General features: G+C 64.6%; 9 protein-coding genes. All 9 read right to left on the reverse strand.

Annotated elements, in window-relative coordinates:
• Positions 1 to 13 precede the first annotated feature (13 nt).
• The 9 genes from B0G57_RS10340 to B0G57_RS10380 all read right to left on the reverse strand — a co-directional run bounded on the left by B0G57_RS10340 (position 14) and on the right by B0G57_RS10380 (position 20,475).
• Complete coding sequence (locus tag B0G57_RS10340) at positions 14 to 9,283, reverse strand: DUF4347 domain-containing protein (RefSeq protein ID WP_035469124.1); 9,270 nt, start codon at positions 9,281 to 9,283, stop codon at positions 14 to 16.
• Between the two features lie 174 nt (positions 9,284 to 9,457).
• Positions 9,458 to 10,813 (reverse strand): MFS transporter, encoded by a 1,356-nt coding sequence (locus tag B0G57_RS10345; RefSeq protein ID WP_020566420.1) that lies wholly within the window; start codon positions 10,811 to 10,813, stop codon positions 9,458 to 9,460.
• Positions 10,814 to 10,902: 89 nt separating this feature from the next.
• Positions 10,903 to 12,468 carry an AMP-binding protein gene (locus B0G57_RS10350; RefSeq protein ID WP_018442547.1) on the reverse strand — a complete coding sequence of 522 codons (1,566 nt, stop codon included), beginning with the start codon at positions 12,466 to 12,468 and terminating at the stop codon, positions 10,903 to 10,905.
• Entirely contained in the window at positions 12,461 to 12,994 is a 534-nt protein-coding gene (locus B0G57_RS10355; protein ID WP_026230016.1) for a (2Fe-2S)-binding protein, read from the reverse strand. The genes B0G57_RS10350 and B0G57_RS10355 overlap by 8 nt, the downstream gene beginning before the upstream one ends.
• Positions 12,995 to 13,056: 62 nt before the next feature.
• Positions 13,057 to 13,878, reverse strand: coding sequence for an FAD binding domain-containing protein (locus B0G57_RS10360; protein WP_018442549.1), 822 nt, complete (start codon positions 13,876 to 13,878; stop codon positions 13,057 to 13,059).
• Entirely contained in the window at positions 13,875 to 16,889 is a 3,015-nt protein-coding gene (locus tag B0G57_RS10365) for a xanthine dehydrogenase family protein molybdopterin-binding subunit (RefSeq protein WP_035469200.1), read from the reverse strand. The genes B0G57_RS10360 and B0G57_RS10365 overlap by 4 nt, the downstream gene beginning before the upstream one ends.
• A gap of 293 nt (positions 16,890 to 17,182) precedes the next feature.
• Positions 17,183 to 18,058 (reverse strand): AraC family transcriptional regulator, encoded by an 876-nt coding sequence (locus tag B0G57_RS10370; RefSeq protein WP_018442551.1) that lies wholly within the window; start codon positions 18,056 to 18,058, stop codon positions 17,183 to 17,185.
• Positions 18,059 to 18,215: 157 nt separating this feature from the next.
• Positions 18,216 to 19,022 carry an enoyl-CoA hydratase/isomerase family protein gene (locus B0G57_RS10375; RefSeq protein WP_104489576.1) on the reverse strand — a complete coding sequence of 269 codons (807 nt, stop codon included), beginning with the start codon at positions 19,020 to 19,022 and terminating at the stop codon, positions 18,216 to 18,218.
• A gap of 319 nt (positions 19,023 to 19,341) precedes the next feature.
• A complete protein-coding gene (locus B0G57_RS10380) occupies positions 19,342 to 20,475 on the reverse strand; it encodes an alpha-D-ribose 1-methylphosphonate 5-triphosphate diphosphatase (protein ID WP_018442553.1) in 1,134 nt (377 codons plus the stop codon).
• Positions 20,476 to 20,501 lie beyond the last annotated feature (26 nt).

The following is a 20,501-nucleotide window of genomic DNA, read 5'->3' on the forward strand; positions in this document are numbered from 1 at the left end:
GAATGCTCGTCTGCTAGTTGCTGACCTTCGCCCCGTGCGCCGCCGCTCCGACAACGGAATGCACCATTTGCCGCGCCTGCAGAATCTTTCCGACCGGACCCGCGTTGCGAAGCTGCGCCGAAAAGGCGCTGCGTCCCGCACCGCGCGACGACTGATCGGTCCGATGACCGGATCTGTCATCGGTTTGGTGGTCATCGGTTTTATGATCGCTTTCGTGGCCGGCCTGCGTCCTATGCGATTCCGATACAGGCGGCGCGACGTTGAGTTGCGCGAGCCTATGCTCGAGATCGTGCGACTCGCGGCCCACCGTGATCTGGAACGTGGCCGTCGCCTGATTGCCGAACTGATCGCGCGCGACGATTTCGACCTCCACCGTGCCGCGCGAGCCGACCGGAGGGGTGCCCGTGAACGTCAGGCTGCGCGCGTCGAACTCGAGCCACGGCGGCAGCGGGCCGCCGCCGGGCGCGCGTGCTTCGTACTGAAGCTCCGCGTTCGGATAGGTATCGTTGAAAAGGTCGGACGGCACCGCGATGATCGACTGCTGCTGCTCGATGATGAAGCGGCTTCCGACCGACCCCGTTAGCCACACCTGCGGGATGATCGGCTGGCTGTACAGATCGGGCCGATAGCCGCGCCCTTCGGCAGGTGGAATGGCCCCGTCGTCCGGGAAATGATCTTGTCGCGACGAAGCGAACGGCGCGTTGGGATCGACTTGCCCGCCGAGCTTGTTGTAGTCGTTGGGCGCGTTGAAGTCGGGAATCAACGGATTCGAGTTCGAGAAGACAGGGCGGTTCGTCGCCGTCACCTGCGCCGTCAGCTGAATCGTTGCCGCGCTGTACGGCGTCGATCCGCCGACCGCGCCGAGATCGACTCCCGCCGCGTCGGTGACGGGCGTCGAGCCTGAGCTGTCGATGAGCCGCACCGTCAGCGCACCCGGCGTGCCGTTGAAGGTGCCGGACGGCAGGAATCGCAGGCTGTCGGAGGCGGCGATCACGAGGGCGTTGCCGTCGCCCAAGCCGTTCGCGGGTACGTTGATCCACGTCTTGCCGCCGTCGCTCGAATATTGCCACGTGCCTTGCGACGCGCTCGCCGCATCGCCGACGATCGCAATGCCCGCGAACGTATTCGCGGTCGAGCCCGTCGGATTCGTCGCGCTTTGCTGCTGATCGGCGCTGTCGTCGAAATGGCTGCCGAAAAGCGTCGAGACGCTGTCACCGGCCGGATTCCGGTCGCTTTGATTGACGGTGCCGATCGTGGCGGAGCCGCTCGCGATGGGTGCATCGTTGACGGGCGTGACGTCGATACCGAGCGTGACCGTCTCCGCGCTCACCGGTGTCGAGCCCCCATGGTGCGCCCCCGACACGTCGACACCCGTGATGGCCAGGTCGCCCGTAGCGAGTTGCGTGCCGGTCACCGTTCCCGCAACGGCCGTAGCGGAGGTTTCGATGAGCCGCGTCGTGAGCTGACCCGGTATGCCGTTGAAGTCGGGCGTCGGCACGAAACGCAGCTCGGCCGAGGACGACAGCACGAGTGCGTTCGAATCGGAGAGACCCGCGCCGGCGATCGTATGCCACGTCGCGCCGTTGTCCGTGGAATATTGCCAGTTCCCCTGGCTCGGATCGGCCGCGTTGCCGGTAATGGCGATGCCCGCGAACGTATCGGCCACCGAGCCGCTCGGATTGTTCGTGCTTTGCTGCTGATCGGCACTGTCGTCGAAATGCGAACCGAAGAGCGATGCGACCGTTTGCGGCTGCGGCGCCGTGGTGTCTTCCGCGATCGTCGGCAGGTCCGCGCTGCCCGATCCAATCGGTGCATCGTTGACGGCCACGACCTGAAGCGGAATCGACTCCTGCGCAGCCGAATAAGCGGATGCCGGCGTGTTCGTGCCCTGCCCGAACGTGCCGGTCGTCGGCAGCGCCGAGACCGTGCCGTTCGCGACGCCGTCGAACTGATCCCACGCGCGGAAGGTCAGCGCATTGTTCACCGTACCGTTCCAGTCCTGCTTGGCCGGCTCGAAGTAGATCCGCGTATTCGCATCGGCCACGAGATGCAGTGCATTGCTCGACGAGATCGCGGTGAGGCCCTGCCCCGCGAACTCGGTCCAATGTGCGCCGTTGTCGGTGGAGTACCACCAGGTGCCTTCGCTCGTATCCGCCGCGGTGATCGCAACGCCGGTCGGCCCCGTCGTCTGGCCGTCGTGCGCGTTCGCGCCGTCGGTATCCGTCACGTTGCCGTTGCCGGTCAGCTGTGAGACGAGCATGCCGACCGCGCCCGTCGGCACGCCGTTGTCCTCGATCGAAGTCGCCGTCACCGGATTGCCGTTCAGGATCGGCGAATCGTTCGCCGCCACCACGTCGATCGTCGAAACGGCGGCCGTCGTCGTCGCATGCGTGACGTTGTCCATGACCGAGATCGTCACGTCGCGCGGGGTCGTGCCCGGCGTATCGCTGCTGTCGTAGTAGCTGACCGCGCGCAACGCGGCCTGCACCGTCGCCGCATCGAGGTTGGTGCCCGTCAGCGTCATCGTGCCGGTGGCGGAGTCGAAGCTCGCGCTCACGCCGGATGGCAGCGAGCCCGTCACGACGAGCACGTCTTCGCCCGGCCGATAGTTTCCGCTGATCTGCACCGTCGCGCCCGAGAACGTATCGGCGCTCGTCACGGCGACGGTCGGATCGACGGCGATGGCCACCGCTGCCGCCGAAGAATCGTTCGGCTCGGTGAACGTCACCGCCGACGCGCCCAGACCCGGTATTTCATTGAGGGTGACGAAGACCGGCGCACTGACCATGTTGCCGCCCGTACCCTGAGCGCCGGCGACGTTGTGATCGTCGAGCGTCGCACCGATGCGGATGCCCGTGCTGACGGTGCTGGTATCGGTGCTCGAGTAGGCGATGTTGTCGAGCACCTCTTCGACGGTCGTTGCGGTTGCGCCGGCACCGAACGTGACGGACAGTTGGCCACCCGATTCAGTGTACGTGCCGACATTCGTGCCGTTGTAGCTGACCACGCCGCCCGCGCCGAACACAAGCGGTCCCATCGCCGTGAACACGTCGCTCGCGCTCGGCGCGGGCGTGCTTCCGCTATAGCGCTGCAGCGTGAGCGTGGTGTTGCTGTAGTCGCCGAGCGCGTCGAGCTGCGTATCGCTGATGTGCGAGCCCGGCCCTGACAGACGCACGGGCGCGCTCCCTTCGACGTAGGAATCGGCATTGCCCCCCCACTGGGTGATGGCAGGCGGCGTATCGGGCGCCTGGTAAGAGAAATCGACGTTCGCGTGCGCATCCCCGTTCGCTGTGAACGAGGTCGAGGCGGGACTGCCCGTGACGGCGTTGCCGTCGTTGTAGGCGAGCGTCTCGTCGGCGGGCAGGCCGCCGCCGCCGGCGCCCGGCAGCGAGATGACGACCGTGCCCTGCGGCAGGGCGCCGAAGGTATAGGTGCCGTCGGCTGCCGTCGTCGTCGTTTCGGTGATGACAGTGCCGTCCCCTTCGGTGATCTTCGCCGTGACTGTCACGCCGGCAAGCGGCGTATCGGCCGAGCCGCCCGACGTGGCGTACGTGGTCGGATCGTTGCCGACGTCCTGCCAGAGGCGGCCCGAGGCCGTGGCGATCTGAGTCGTCGCGGCGACGCGATACGAATCGGGCGCACCGACGCTGGAATCAAAATCGCGGGCACCCGTGGTTGAGCCGACGGCACCGCCCGTCGATCCGTTGAACGTCTGCTGCCCGGCGAGGCTTTGCCAGACAACGGAAGCCGTATCGTTCTGCACCGTCTGCCCCGGTGCCACTTGCACCGTATAAGTGATGACTTCGCTGCCGCCCGCGGCCAATTGTCCGATTGCGTAGTTCAGATCGCTCGCCGTCGTGCCGCCTTGAGCCGCGCCGCCAACGCCCGTGCCCGTCGAACTCACGAACGTCACATTGCTTTCGTTCAGCGCGGCTGGATCGTCGACCACGACGTCGTACGCAGTCGATCCGCCTGTGTTCTTGACCGTCACCTGATAGGTGACCGTGCCGGTCGCATTGTCCACGGCGGTCGCCGTCTTCGTGACCGTCACGTTGGGCTCGTCGACCGCAACATTGACGTTGTTCGACGTCACGCCGCCCACCGTCAGCGAGGCAGCCATCGCGGCCGCGCCTTGCACGTTCGACGCGATATTCGCCACCACCGCATTGAACTCGACGATGACGTAGTTGCCCAACGCGGAGCCGTCGTTGTTCGACAACGTGCTGAGGTTGATGCTGACGTTGCCGCCTGCTGTCGTCACCACGTTCGACGACAATGGACTAGTGGGCTTGTAAGTGGCGACGTCGCCGGCCGTCGTCGTCCCCGTAGCAGGATTGACGTAGTTGGCACCACTCGAATTGCCATCCTGCAACTGCGCGACGCTCGACAGATCGGTCGTGTCGCTCGATACGAGGTCGCCGTTCGGACTCACGAACGCGATGCGGGCGCTGCCATCGTTCAAGTACTCGAGTCCTGGCGGCAGCGTGAAGTTCAGCGTCGTCGGGTTCGCGCCTTCGGGAACCTGGACGTACGCGTGCAGCGTGACGATTTCGCCGACCGTCGCCACGATCGAGGTTTGCGTATTGGTCTGATTCGGCGTGTGGACCGTATCGGTGTTGTTGGACTCACCGGTGATCGACAGCACGGGCACGATCTGGCCAATCTTCACGGCCGTGCTCGCGCTGTCGGTGTACTTATGCCCTTGCGCCGTGCCGGGCTGCGAGTAGTAGGTGCCCGACGTACCGTCGTTCGGTGTGTCGACCGTGATCGTCGAGCCCGCTGTCTGGTTCGGTGCGACGGTCGCCCGGAATGTGAAAGTGGCCGTCTGGCCCGCGCCAAGCGTGGTGAGGCCGACCGAAAGGCCCGACGTATCCGAAGTCGATGGACCGGTGCCGCCGCTCCCGTAGGTCAGCGAGCCGGACACGTAGTTGAGCCCCGACGGGAGGTCGATGAGGTCCGCGATGTCCTGCGCCGGCGCATCACCGTTGTTCTTCAGCGTAACGGTATAAGTCAATTCTTCGTTGCTGTAGACGGTGCCGTTGTTGGCGATCGTCGTACCGGTGTTCGTGTCCTTGACCGTGATCGCCTCGGTGACGTTCGGATCCACTTCGTGAATCGTTGCCGTCGAAGCGGGAGACGTCACCGAATCGTAGTTGATGACCGCGCTGTTCGTGCGAGCCGTTCCGTCGGCCGGCGTGTCCGTGGACGTTAGCGTGGCCGTATAGACGATCGTGATGGTGCCGTTGGCATCGACGTTGCTGTTCGTCAGTGCGCCGCTGCCGAGGGTGAACGTGATGGTATTCCCCGAGACGACCGACGTAACGCCGGTGCCTCCCACCGAGCTGACGCCGGTGCCGAAAGTCTGCTGCTCGATGCCGTTGAAAGTCATACCGGCCGGCAGCGAGTCGGTCACCGTCACATCATTTGAACCGTTCGCAGTCGTGCCCTGCGGCAGCGTGACGGTGATCGTATAGGTGACGGTCTCGCCGAGCGCGACGTTGTTGCTCGCGGTCAGCGCAATATCGGTCGAGTCGCTCGCTCCCGTGACAACCTTCGTGACGGTCGGCGCGGAAAGCTTGACGGTGGCATTGTCACTGAGCGCGGCCGCGTTTTCGCCGACGACCTGCGCCGACGTCCCGGAGCCCGATACAAAGCCGTTGCCCGTCGCGACACCGCCCGCCACGCTCGCCCAGTTGACGACGTTCGAGGCGAACGTCAGCGTATCGCCCGTTTCTTGCGAAGTCGGCAGCTTCAGATCATAGACGACATAGATGCTGTTGCTCGCGGCGACCGACGAGCCGAGCTTCACGCCCCCGGCGGCGAAGTATTGCGCCGCCGTCACGCCCGTTTCAATCTGCTGGCCCGACGAATTGTAGATAGCAAAGTTCTGAACGTCGCTCGTCGTAAAGCCCGTCGGCAACGTTCCTTCGATCGTCACGTCATAGGCCGCCGCTCCGCCCTGGTTCTGCACGGTCGAGACGATTCTCGTCAGGTCGCCGCCGTCGCCGCCGGTCGCGTTCAGATTGTCGGCGGCCAACGGGTTGCCGCTGCCCGTGAACGGATCGGTGCCGGCCGGCGTTCCCGCTGCGGCGAACGGGGCGCCCGCGCCGCTCGGCGTCGTGGTCGTTTGCGACGGCCACGTGACGGTCGTCGAATTCGACGTATCGGCGGAGTAAGTGCCCTTCGAGCCGCCGCCGTCACCGACGATCGAGACGACGCCCGTCTTCGTGACCAGCTCGGGCTCTTGCAGCGGCACTTGCTTGATCGCGGCCGCCGCGACTGTCTGGCCCTCTGCGTTCGTGTAGGAGCTTCCGCCCTGCGTCGTCAATTGCAGGCCGTTCGCGAACGGCTTGTTCGACGCCACGACGCTGAAGTAGACGACTACCTGCTGACCGGCGGTGTTGTTCGGGTCGTCGCGATTGCCGAAGTTGAATGAAAGGCTGTTGGCCGTGCCGTCCGCCGAGACCGTCGGCGTCGCTTCACCCGAGAGCGGATTGATGAGCTTGTACGTGCCCGCGGTCGGGAACGCGTCGGCGCTGTCCATCGAATAGCTCGAGACAGTGCCGCCGTTCGAAAGCGGGTCCGTCGTCGAGAACACGGGCAAGGGCAAGTAGGCGGTGAGATCGAGATTGCCGTAGTCACCCGTCGTCAGCGTGTACGTCATGCCGTAGGTGACCGTATCGCCTGGCTTGATGTCGGTGAGATCCGTGGTCTGCCCGTTCACCGCCACGACCTGCAGCACGAGCTGGCCCGGCGCGACCGTGTTCGTCACCGAGGAGCCGTCGGTGACCGTTCCGTTCGTTCCCGTGATCGTCTGCGTGCTGTCGTTCACGGTCACGACCGAGGCGCTCGTGCCCGTGGTCGTCACCGTATCGGTGATCTGATCCTTCTCGCGCAGGCTGTCCTGGCTGTTCACGTTCGTGTACTTGTCGAGCACCTTGGCCTTGAACGTGATGACACCTTGCGTCGGCCCGCCGCTGCTGTTGACCGACCCGCCTTGCAGCACACCCGCGAACGCCGCGCCGCCGAGATTGGCCTCGATGAGCTCGCCCACGTCGAACGTCACCGTCGTCGCACCGGGATTCGATGTAGAGCCCGCATCGTCACGCGTATAGTTCCAGTTCGCGTTCGAGCCGCTTGCGGCGACCGTCTGGCTGTTGATCGTCGTTGCGACGTTGTTAGTCACATCGCCGAACGAGATGGTCCGCGTCGAGCCGCCCGTCGTCAGCGAAAGCTGCGGAGTCGCGTAGCCTGCGTCCGCCGGCGCGAGCAGCGTGACGCCGTCGCCGATCAGATCGGCGATATTGAGCTGGTTCAGCGCGTAATAGTCCGATACCTGGAAGTCGATCGAGTAGTTGACGATCTCGCCCGGCACGATGTTGCCGTTCGGCGCATCGTCCGTCACTTGGATCGCGAGCGACTTGGCGACAAAAGAGCTCGATTCGGTGTTCGTCGAGCTGTCGCCCGAAATCGTCTGCGCGCCGGCCGAGTGATCGAGCGAGCCGGTGGGCGCCGTCCACGATCCCGTGTAGCTGTAAATCACCGTCGAATCGATCGTGCGCGGCTGCCCCGCTGCGCCGAGTATCGACGCCCCCGACGCATCGAATTGCGGCACGAAGACGGGAATCTTGATGACCGTCGGCGTATTCGAAGCATCGGTCGAAAGCGACGAGAACGTCACCGTGACCGTGCCGCCCGCGCCGTTCACGCTCCCCGCCTTCGGGTGAAACGTCGCCGTACCGGTCACGCCGTTGGGCTCGGTGAACGTAATCGTGCCGTTCGTGTACTGCACCTGATCGGGCAGGTTGAACGTGAACGTCACGTTGTGCATCGGATCGGACTGCGTAACCGGTGCCGGTTGCAGCGTGATCACGTAGTCGAACGGAAAATCTGGCCCCGTCGCCGTTTCGCCCTCGTGCAGATCCGTCGTGGCCGATACGTCGATCAGCGAGACTTGCGTCGATGCCGTCTCCAGGCCGTCACCCGCGCTCGTCACGCTCGCTGTGCCGGCCGTGCCGCGAATCGAGGGATCGGTAGTCGGATTGTTGAGCGGGTCGGCGCCGTACTGGAAGCCGCCGATCGCCGAAATGTTCAGCGCCTGCCCACCGTGCATGCTCGACAGCTCGGTCGTGTTCGCCACCGAGAACGTGAGCTGGATCTGGGCAGCGGGCTCGCCCGGCGTGTAGCTGCCGAACGGCAATTGCAGGACGTACATCGTATCGCCCGCCTGATACCCGCTCGGCGCGGCGATGAAAAGCGGATTGCCGCTGCTGTCGAGCGCGAGCGGATGCAGCGCGCCGAGCGTGCCGACGTGGCCCGCGATGTTCGACGAGAGCGTCACCTTGTCGACGGTGACGGCCGCGCCGAGATAGGTGGCGCTCGTCAGCGAGACGTTTTCCGCCGAGTCGCTCGGCACGAAGAGATCGATGAACGGGCCGTAGCCGGCAGCGTTGGAAGCCGTGTTCTGAAACTGCACGGTCTCGGTGAATGTGCCGCCGACGAGTACGTCGCCCGGCACCGTGCCCGAGACGAAAGAAACGCTCGGCACGGGGGTGTCGAGCACGCCTTGATAAGCGGCCATCGCCGCCGCGCTGAACGGCGAGTCGACCGCGAGCACACCCGTGGTGCGCTCGAGCGTCCAGTCGCCGCCGAGAGAAGCCGCGCCCGTCGCATCGGTCGACGCGCCGACCTGCGCGCCCGTCAGCGCATGGACGGTGTCGACGAACTGCTGCCCGCTCGCGCCCTGTCCGACGTCGCAGCCCCAAAACTCGATATCGGCGTTGGCGGACAGATGATCGCTCCACGACGCGACTTGCTGCTTGGCGGCCGCCAGTGTGTCGGCCGTAATCGGCGAGTTACCGAGTTCGATCTGGCCTGCGGAGCCGTAGGTCAGAAATTGGATCGCCGACAGATTGGAGCGGCCTTGCAACGCCGCCGTCACCTGGCTGATGCCGTCGCGATTCGGATCGATCACGACGACCTGAACGTTCTTGCCTACGCTCGCAGTCAGCGATTGCCAATTGGCGACGCGCGGATCGACGAAGAGAATTTCCGTCGCCTGCGGGTTCGCTGCAACGGCGGGTGCCTCGGCGTTCCTGTGCAACGCGTCGGCCGAGCCGTGTTGCTTCGCCTCGTGGTTGTTGTCGTGATGATGCGAACCCGCCGCGTGTGCATGGGCACCATCCTGATGGTGCCGCTGCTCCACGGCCGCATGTGTTGTTTTTGCCGCGACCGCCGCCACGCTGCCATCGAAAAGATGGCGCGGCTCAAGAACTAGTCTCATCGCACTTCCCCCGCGTTTTGGGAAGGCAATGTAGGGGTTTTATTTAAATCTCACAATATGTCTTACTGAGTTTTTGCGAAATTTAACAATCCATCCCATACCGTGGAATTTGCAACCCCTTCGCCCTTGTTTCAAATTCATCACTTTCACAGCACTTTGAAAGGAAATTGAAATTCAAGCATCCTCCGGAAGCCGTCCGAGCGTTTCAGGGACAACGAAGGCCCCAACGAGAAACACGATGCTGACCAAGACCAGCGCGCCGGCAAGCACGCTCGGCAGTTCGCGAGGCGTATGCGCGAGCATCGAAACGACCGTCGGCATGATCCCGCCGATCGCAAAACCGATGTTCCATGACAAGCCCGTACCCGAAGCGCGAATCGACGTCGGAAATCGCTCGTTGAGAAAAATGAGGACGGGCGCATAGCCTGCGCTGCCGAGCGCGCTCAGCAGTGCCGCGTAAAACCCGACGGATGCGATGCTGTCGGCGCGCGCCAATGCGACATAAAGCAATGGAAAGCAAACGAGTCTCGCGATACCGAGCCAGATAAATGCACGCTTGCGCCCGATCAGCGTGCTCAAATGGCCGGCAGCAACCGACGCGACCAGCACGGCCAAGCTCGAGATCATCAGGATCAGCCCGGCGGCGCCGTTCGGTGTGTGATTGACGACTTTGAGAAAGGTCGGCAAATACCCGGAAGTCAGATAGTAGCCGCTGCCGCCACCGATCGTGAGCAGCAGGTTCACGAGGAGCACCGAGCGATACTTCTTCGAGAACAGCAGTGAGAGCGGCGAACGAGCGCGTTCGCCGGCCGCCTTCCTCGCGGCTGCCGCTCGGCGCTTTTGCTCGGCCACCGCAGCCCAGACGGGCGACTCTTCGAGACTCTTAAAGACGAACACTCCGAGCGCCGAGCTCACGATGCCCGCAAAGAACATGCAGCGCCAGCCCCATACTTCGAACGCCGAGCCCGGGAAGGCGGCGGACGTGGCCAGGTAGACGATCGAGGCCAACAACGCGCCGATCCCCGCCCCGCCGCCGCCGACGAGCCCCGATACGGCACCGCGGTACTTGAACTCGACGGTCTCCGTTCCGATCGTATGCGTCGAGGCGACGACGCCTCCCACGAAGATTCCTTGCACGAGCCGGAGGATCAGGAACATGATCGGCGCGGCGACGCCCACCTGGGGCACCGTGGGCAAGAGACCGAACGAGGCCGTGGCGAGCCCGACGCCCACCACGGCGACGATCATCGCGCGCTTGCGCCCGTAGCGGTCGGCGACCGAGCCGAAGATCGCCGAGCCGAGCGGCCGCATGAGCAGCGTAACCGCGAACGATGCGTAGACGGCCGCGAGCGAGAGCATCGCGTTCGTCGACGGGAAGAACAGGCGCCCCACGATGGGCGCGACGAACAAGATCACGAACAGGTCGAAGAGATCGAGCGCCCATCCGAGGCATGAGGCGATCACGGCGGCGAGCACCTGTTTGTTGCCCACTTGCCTGAGCGCGGTCGCTTCCCGCAATACGTCATCCATTCCAGTCTCCATCCTCATGCCGGTATCGGCTCATTGTTCGATGAATGCGCCCGCTCAGGACGCCGCCAGCTCTCGACGACTTCGACTTGTCAGCCGCCGAGACTTGCTCTCGCACTCGAACCCGCTTCGAGCTCGTACTCTCCGGCCGAGAGCTTGCGGCGCAGAATCTTCCCGACCGGCGATTTCGGAATCGCATCGACGAATACATACTCGCGCGGCCGCTTGAAGTTGACGAGATCGGACGCTCGGCAATATTCGTCGAGCGCCGCGGCATCCACGTAACGCGATCGCTTGATAAATGCGACGACCTTCTGCCCCCAGCGCTCATCCTTCAGGCCGACCACCGCTACTTCGTCGACAGCGGGATGAAGCGAGAGAATCGACTCGATGTCGACGGGCGAGATGTTCTCGCCGCCGCTGATGATCATGTCGTCGACCCGGCCCGTCACATAGAGGTCGCCGTGCTCGTCGAGGTAGCCCGTGTCGCCCGTGAAATACCAGCCGTCGCGCAGCGACTTCGCGTTGGCGTCGGGTCGGTTCCAATAGCCTTCGAACGCTTCGTCGCCGGCCAGCTCTGCGATGATCTGACCTTCCTCGCCGCGAGCGGCGACATCGTCGGGGCAAACCGAATCGAGCTTCACGACGCGCAGGCGCGTATTGAGGCCCGCGCGTCCCGCGCTGCCCGGCCTCCCGGCCGCGTCCTGCTCGATGCTGACGGTGTACACCTCGGACGAACCGTAATGATTGACGAAGAGTTGCGGCTTGAATGCTTCCGAGCAGCGCTTAAGCAGCCCATCGTTCATCGGCGCGCCGGCGAAGCCGAGCTTCGTGACCGAGCGGACATCGGTATCGCGAAACTCGGCGGCCGCAAGCAGGTCGTGGTAAAGCGTGGGTACCAGATAGAGGCAGGTAAGCTCGTACTTGGCGATCGACTCGAGCGCGAGCGCCGCGTTCCAGCGCCGCACGCAGACGAACAACCCGTCGACGAGCGCCATCGCGAGCAGCGAGCGCACGCCCATCGTGTGATAGAGCGGCATCACGCCGAGCGTGCGCTCGCCGTGCCGATAGAGGTTCTGCGCCACATGAGCGAGCGCGGCGGCGCGCTCGTGCCGCTGCCTGCGCGGTACTCCCTTGCCGAGCCCCGTCGTGCCCGATGTGTAGAGCATCACTGAGTAATCGTCGGGCCCGGCCGCGGGCGTGGCATTCGCCTGTGCCTCGCCACCAGGCAAGCCGAGCCACTCCTCGAAGCCGATCGACGCACCCTCGACGCCATCGAGCCCAATGCGCGTCTTCGATTGCGCCGCGTGGCTTCCCGCGACCGCCTCGGCGGACACGGGCTCGTAGACGACAGCCTTGGCGCCCGCGTCGGTCACGTTGTGATCGAGTTCTTCGGCCTTGCTGCGCCAGTTCACGGGCACGATGACGATGCCGGCGAACTGACAGGCCCAATGGAGCGTCGCCATCTCCCAGCGGTTCTGCAGCACGACGACGAGTCGGTCGCCGCGCTCGAGCCCCAATCGCCGCAAGCCCGACACCGCCTTGCCGATCTCCCGATACCACCGCTGATAGGTCATTTCGACGGGACCATCCACGATCGCCAATGCGTTCGGGCTGCGTTCCACCGCTTGCAAAAAAGTGCGGCCCAGATCAAGCATGCGTCACCTCCATTCCTTCGCCGGCCTCGCGTTGGCGGCGCCGCGCGGCGGCGACGTGGAGCACCGCCGCCACGATCGGCGTATAGCCCGTGCAGCGGCACAGATGCCCCGACAACATTTCCCTCACTTGCGACTCCGTCGGGTCGGGAACGCGTTCGAGGTAATCGGCGCACGACATCAGAATGCCGGCCGTGCAAAACCCGCACTGCAATGCGTGATGTCGCCGGAAGGCCTCTTGAAGATCGCCGAGCATCTCGTTGGCGGCCAATCCTTCGACCGTATCGATTCGACGCCCGTCGGCCTGAACGGCGAGCATCAGGCACGAGCGCGCCGCCACGCCGTCGATCCGAACCGTGCAGGCGCCGCAGACGCCGTGCTCGCAGCCGACATGCGTTCCCGTTGCGCCGAGCGCATGGCGAATGAAATCGGACAGCAGTTCGCGCGGCTCGCATTCGCCTTGCCGCGTGCGGCCGTTCAGCTCCACGGTAACGGCACGCTTCTCTCCTTGGGCATGCGCGCCGCGCAGCGGAGCGCCGCCCGGCGAATCGCCGCGCGACGGATCACCGCCCTCATGTCCATTAGGACTCCTCACTTTGCCTCCTCGATGGCTTTCCAGGCGAGCTGCCTGACGAGATGTCGCCGGTACGATGCACTCACGTGCGCATCGTCTCGGGCGCCGAGCTTCCAGGCGAAATCGTTCAACGCGCCGCGCAAGTCGTCGCCGTCAAGCTTCGGCAGGGATTCGACGATAGGCCGGTCCGCCACACCGCCTACGCCGATGCGGATCGCGTCGTCGGTCACCATGGCCGCGCAGGCCACGAGCGCAAAATCGCCGTGCCTTGCCGAAAACTCGGTGAACGCGAATCGTTCGCCGGACCTTTTCAACGGAAACCGAACCGCTTCGACGAGCTCGTCGGGCTCGCGCGCCGTCATCAACATGCCTTGAAGAAAGTCCGCTGCGGGCACGGCGCGCGTGCGTTTCGCCGATCGCAGCACGACGTCGCCGCCGAGCGTGACGAGCGCGAGCGGCAGCTCGGCGCTCGGGTCCGCATGGGCGACGGATCCGCAGACCGTGCCGCGATTCCTGATCTGGAAGTGCGAGATGTACGGGAATACCGCCTTGAGCAGGGGCACTTCTTCCCCAAGCGTTGGGCGCCACTCGACGCTTCCCTGCGTCACCGCCGATTTGACGATGAGAAGCCCGGCCTTCCTATCGACTTCGATGACGTCGAGCTCCGCGGTACGCGAGATATCGATGAGCCAGCGAGGCTCCGCGAGCCTCATGTTGAGGATCGCCATCAGCGACTGCCCGCCTGCTAACACGCGCGCGTCGGCTCCTGTCCGCGCGAGCGCCTCGAGCGCATGCCGCGTATCGACGGCACGAACGTAGCTGAACTGCGCCGGCTTCACGATCGCCGCCTGAACATCGCAAGAAATCTCTCGAGCCACGAGCTGCGGCTTCTTGCCCGATCGTCATCGACAGGCGGACCCTCGGCTTGCCGTCCCAACGACTCGAACAGTTGCCGCAGGACGACGCCGGCGGCACCCTCGAGCATCCGGCTGCCCACGGCCGCCACCTTTCCGGATACTTGCGCCTCGTAGTCGTAAAAGAGCGACGTGCCGAGCTCGGTCGGCGTCAGCTCGACGAGCCCTTCTCCGCGCGCCGTGCCGAGCGGCGAGATGCCTTCTCCCGTCAGGCGCAACCTGCGCGGGGCTTCGATATCGGAGAGGCCGATGCGCGCCTCGAAGCGAGCCTTGATCATTCCGACGCCCACCGTCACGTCGGCCCGATAGCGATTGGGTGCGGTCTCTTCCAGTGCATGGCAGCCGGGGATCACCTTCGCGAGCGCCGACGGGTCCATCAATACCGCAAAGACAGCCTCGGGACTCGCGCGCAGCTCGACGGTGCCCTGCGCCGTCAACGCTTTGCCCGCGCCCACCGGCTTCTTCGGCTTGGCCGCCTCGCGATATTCGGGCCGCGAAGGCTCGGGATCGTCGATGCCGATCAACGCCATCACCTTCGCGGGCGTGAGCGGCAAGCGGATGTCTTTTACCCCCAGCGCGTCGGCGACGGCATTCGCGATGCACGGCGGCGTGCTCATGTTGTTGCCCTCGCCGAGCCCTTTCGCGCCGAGCGGCGTAAACGGCGAAGGCGTCTCGAGGTGAACGATGATCGGGTCGGGCACCTCGCAGGTCGTTGGGATGAGGTAATCGGCGAGCGTCCCCGATTGAAAGCTGCCGTCGGCGCCGTAGCGAAACTCTTCCATCAGCGATGCGCCCAGCCCTTGCGCGAACGCCCCGCGAATCTGGCCGTCGGCAAGCGCGGGATTGAGCAGCTTGCCCGCATCGTGCGTCGTCACATAGCGGTCGATGCGCACGCGGCCGGTCGCTCGATCGACTTCGACACCGCACATATCGAACGCGAATCCATAGCAGGCCGACGTGTTGACCCGATCTTCGTCGTCGGGCGCCTCCAGGTTCGGAGGCGTCCAGAACACCGTCTCGCGCAGGCCCGGCTCCTCGCCTTCGGGCAAGAGCGCGGGTGCCCAGTGCGGCGCATTGCTCGCGATGCGCGCGAACGGCAGCGCGTTGGCTGGATTCGCCGCCGAAAACACGCGCCCGTTTTGGAAGCGGATGTCGCCTTCGGCGCAGCCGAACTGCGCCGCGACGATCCTCGTGAGCTTCTCTTTTACGCGCACGGCGGCGAGATGCACGGTACCGGCAACCGCTCCCGCGAAGCGGCTCGAATAGTTTCCCGACGCGACGGACCAGGCATCCTTGATCGTGTCGAACTCGACGTTGACGACGATCGTGGAAGGATCGAGGCCCAGCACGTCGGCGACGACCTGTGCGCAAACGGTCATGTGGCCTTGCCCCGCAGGGGTCGAGGCGATCGTCACCGTCACGCCGCCGAGCAGATCGACGTTCACCGTCGCGCTCGCGATCGCCCCGCTCTTGGGCCCCGCTTTGCGACGTGCTTCGACGGGCAGAACGGTGGAGATGTAGCCCATGTTCGAGACCGACGGCTCGACGATCGCCGAAAATCCGATGCCGTATAACCGCCCCTCGCTGCGTGCGGCGTCGCGGCGGCGGACGAGCTCGTCGTATCCGCCATCGGCGAGCGCGCGCTCGAGGGCCTGCTGATAGTTTCCCGAATCGATCAGCGCGCCCGCGACGGCTCGATAGGGAAACGCGTCCGCCGCGATGAAATTGCGGCGATAGACGTCGAGCACATCGAGACGAAGTTCCACCGCGATGCGCTGGATCAGCCGTTCGAGCGCGAAATAGACTTGCGGGCCGCCGAATCCGCGCACGAGTCCCGTCGGCGTCTTGGTCGTCAGCGCGACTCGATTGCGCACCGACAGATTCGGAATCGCGTAAGCGCCGGTGAGGCACCCATGCATGCGATAGAACGTGGCCGGCTCCGGCGCCCGAACATAGCCGCCGCAATCCTCGATTTGATCGTACTCGAGCGCGGTGATGCGCCCGTCACCTTCGACGGCCGCGGTGAGCCTCGTCCAGCGCGCCGTCGCCGACGTCGCCGCGCTCAAATGCTCGAGACGATCCTCGACCCACTTGACGGGCGCGCCCGCCTTGCGCGAGGCGAGGCACATGAGCACGACATAGGGAAAGACCGCCTGCTTCACGCCGAAGCTGCCGCCCGAATCGCGCGGTGCCTTGTGACGCAACCGATTGGCGGGGACCTTGAGCGCCATCGACATGACCGCATGGAGCGAAAATGGCCCCATGAAATTCGACGTGACCTCGTATCCCTCGTCGCCGGACAGGTGTTCGGCGATCACGACGGCGCATTCGATCGGCGTGCAGGTGTTGCGCGGATAATGCGCTTCGATGGAAACGCGATGCGCGGCTTGCTCGAACGCGCGTTCAGCATCGCCGTAGCGGAAATGCCGATCGCTAACGACGTTCGAGCCGACCTTCGCGTGGAGCACGGGGGCATCGTCCGCGATCGCCGCCTCGATTGACGTAACGGGCGGCAGCGGAGCGTATTCGATTTCGATGGCGTCGAGCCCGTCTTCGGCCAACGCGCGCGACTCGGCGATTACGACCGCGACCGGCTCGCCGCAGTAGCGGACGCGATCGATCGCGAGCGCCCATTGTTCCATGGGTGCTTTCACACCGACGACGAAAGGCTGAGACCATGCTTTGACGTCGTCGCTCGTCAGCACGGCCCGTACGCCACGGCGGGCGAGTGCGGCGCGCGCATCGAGGCGCTTGATCTCGGCATGGGCGTGCGGCGATCGCAGCACGGCGGCGTACAGCGTGCCCGGCTTGACGCCGAGGTCATCGCCATAGCGGCCCCGGCCGGTGAGGATGGGAGCGTCTTCCACTCGCTCCATCGGCCCGCCCACATGCGGACGCGCCTCGGCGTTCGCACCCGATTCGTCAGCAGTCCGTATCGATTCGGCGCGACGCTCGGCCGTCAATCCGATATCGGTTTCGCTCACGCATGTCTCCTGTCTTTACCCTGTTCGTGCCTCGGGATCCGCTGCGACGCGTTGCGGACAGCCGCATCGATTCGCCGAGGCGCTTATTGATAGTCAAGATAGAGGCAGACAAGCCGAATCGCTTTACCCGACCGTCGCGCGAATTACCCTAGAGTCTGATGCTTTGCGGTGCGGCGCCGCATGAAGCGAGGCGCAAGGCATGCGGGGAGGCGCAAGCCTCGGCAAAGTGGACGCTGCGCACAAGCCTAGATTTGCACTTGGCCGCGTTCCGAATCGTAAAGCTCGACGACCCTGCGGTACTCGCTTGGGGTGATGCCGAGATGCTGTCGGAAGAATCGCGTGAAGTGCGCGGGAGCCGAAAAGCCGATGTCATACGAAATGTCCGTCAGTGAGCTCGTGCCCTCGGACAGGTCGCGAATGGCCGACTCCATGCGCAAGACGTTGAGATAGACGTTCGGCGTGACGCCGGTGCAGCGATGGAACAGCGCGAAGAAATGAGCGCGCGACAACCCGCAATGCTCGGCGAGCCGGTTCATGTCCGGGTCAGCACCCGTGTTTTCGCGCAGCCAGGCGATCGCCTTGCGGATGCGTGGATCGCTGGGCCGACGATTGGCGAGCTCCATCTGCCGCGACATTTCGCGCCAGTTCTTCGCCGGATCGATGACCGAGATCATCAACTCGAACAGCAAGCCTTCCAGGCGCTCCGATGCAATGCTGTCGGACCACCACATTTCGAGCGAGAGCTCTTCGGCGAGCTTGCGCGCCTGCGCAGACATGCGCACGCAAGGCTGCGGGAAGAACTGCGGATGGCCGCTGCCGCCGAGCGGGTGTCGGATCTCCGTCAGCCAGTCCGTCTCGATGTACATCGCGAGGATGACGGTATGCGGCTGCTCGGGGTTTTCATAGTGGCGATAGGCGTGCGGCTCCCAGGGGTTGACGAGCACGGCCGTATCGTCGGTCAACGGCTGAAGCGCGTCGTGAACCGAGAAAAACGTGTCGGGGCCGGCCGCCTTGATCAGCAGATGACAATGGTGATGCGCATGCTGAACGAGCGGCGCATCCATATCGAGCAACGCTACGCGTCCGAACCTGCCTTGATAGATTTTGATGGCACTCGACACTCGCTGGCCTCATCGCTGACCGGTGCCGCCAGGTGAGCGGCCGCGGGCGCGCTCGCTCGCAACGCTCGTCTTCCTCGAAACCGTGCGTCGTTCGCGCGTCCGCTTATGTCATCGTAGTTTACCGGCTCTCCTCCCGTGCCGCCTGATTCCACGTCGGTCACTCGCCCTTGAAGAGGGGCTTGCGCTTCTGATGGAATGCCTCGACCCCCTCGCGGAAATCGTGTGAGCTGCGCAGACGGCTGTAGCAGTGTCCTTCGAGTTCGATCGCAATCGAGAGCGGGGCGTCCTCGGTATCGTTCAGGAGCTTTTTCGCGGTGCGCTGCGCAAGCGGCGAGAAGGCAAGCAGCTCGCGCACCATGGCGTCCGTCGCGCTTTCGAGTTCCGCATCGCCGACGAACTCCGTCGCGATGCCCCAGTCGTAGGCCTGCACGCCAGGGATCCGGCGCGAGCGCATGACGATGTCTTTCGTGCGGCCGATGCCGACCATCTTCTGCAAGCGCGCCGAGCCGCCCGAGCCCGGGATTTGTCCGAGCTTTTGTTCCGGCAGCGCATACAGCGTGGTATCGGTGGCGATTCGGAAATCGCAGGCAAGCGATAACTCGAAACCGACGCCGAAACAGTAGCCTCGGTTCGCCGCGATGACCGGCTTGCTGCAACGCGCGGGCGCCGCGACATTCCAGGCGAGCTTCGATACGCGCTCGGGCGATGCCTCGAGGAAGCCCTTGATATCGCCGCCGCTCGAGAAGTGCTCACCGGCCCCGCGCAGGACGATCACGCGAACGCGTGCATCGTCGTCGAGGGCTTCTAAGACGATGCGCAGTTGATCGCGCTGCTTCATCGAGACCACGTTGAACGGGGGTCGATCGAGGACGATATCGGCGCGTGAATCGGCTTCGCTGAACTCGACGTAAAAGCCGTCGAATTCCGAAAGCAGCGATTGGGCGGGGTGGACGAGTTGGGTCATGGATCCTCCTGGACCGAGTAACTGGGGTTTTCCCTATCCGGCGCTTGCGCAGCGCTTGGTGTCGGGGCCAGTATCGGCCAACGGGAAACTCGCCGCTTACCCGTTGTTCCAGACAGTTACCTTAGAGTCCGATTTTTGTCGGCGGATCGCGCTTCGACTCATGCCCTGATGGCTGCGTTGGGTTCGAATCTCGGACGACGATCCGTGACGGACTCACGGTTGACGAAGACGAAGCGGGAGAGGGAGAACATCAAAGCCGTTCCCAAAGAAAGGACTGCTCGTATCGTGCGAACAATCGGACGCTCGCGCTGCGCGAGTCTCACGCCACTCGCGTACCAAGGACATAAGTCGCACGCGGCACGGGCAAAGCACCGCTTAGACCCACGCGCACCATGTCGGCGCGCAAGCCCTTTTCGATCGCTCCTCTGTCTTCGAGCCCCACCGCCTTCGCCGGCGCCGAAGAAACAGTCGCAATCGCCCGCGACAACGACCACCCCGCATCGCGCACGAGCTGAAAAGCGGCCATCATCAGACTCGAGGGCACGTAATCGGAAGAGAGGATATCGAGCAAGCCCTCTTTCGCCAGTTCGAGCGCCGATACGTTGCCCGAGTGCGACCCGCCTCGCACGACATTGGGCGCGCCCATCACCGTGGCGAGGCCATGATGGCGAGCGGCCTGCGCGGCGGCCAGGGTCGTCGGAAACTCGGAGATCGCAATACCGTCGCGCACCGCTTCTTCGACATGCTCGACGAGCGTATCGTCGTGGCTCGCCACCGCTATCCCGAGCGACTTGCAGCGATCGACGATGCAGTGACGATGCGCTTCGGCATAGCGCGCCTGGAGCTCGCTCAGTTCGATCAGCGCAGCCTCCATCTTCTCGTCGCTCCACTTGCCGTTGCGCTCCTGGTACTGTCGCCACTTCGCGGCGTCTTGCCACTGACGCTGGCCGGGCGTGTGATCCATCACCGAGGCGAACTGCAGCAGCCGATGATCGGCGAACTCGTCGAAGAGATCGACGACATCCTCGGTGCCCACTTCACAGCGCAAGTGCAGATAGTGATCGGCCCGCAGCAAACCATGCTCGGCCAGGCGATCGATGGCGGATACCGCGTGGCGATGAATTTCGCTGCCGCGCAAACCTGCGTCGGCGCGAGAGCCGATCGCGAGTGAGTCGAAGACCGTCGTGATGCCGGCTGCGGCCACCTGCGCATCGTGAATCACGAACGCCGCCTCGACGTTCCACATCACGCCCGGGCGGGGCGCCAAATGCTTCTCGAGATTGTCGGTATGCAGCTCGACGAATCCGGGCAGCAGATAGTCGCCGTGCCAGTCCTCGGCCTCGGGCGCGCTCGTGGTGCCGGGCGCGACGTCGGCGATGAGCCCTTTTTCCACGCTCACGACACCGATGAATTCTTCGTTGCGCGTGACGATGCGCGCATTTTTGATCAACATCCCGTTGCTCCGTATCCGCTCTGACA

It is taken from the genome of Trinickia symbiotica, from assembly GCF_002934455.1.
GTDB classification, from domain to species: domain Bacteria; phylum Pseudomonadota; class Gammaproteobacteria; order Burkholderiales; family Burkholderiaceae; genus Trinickia; species Trinickia symbiotica.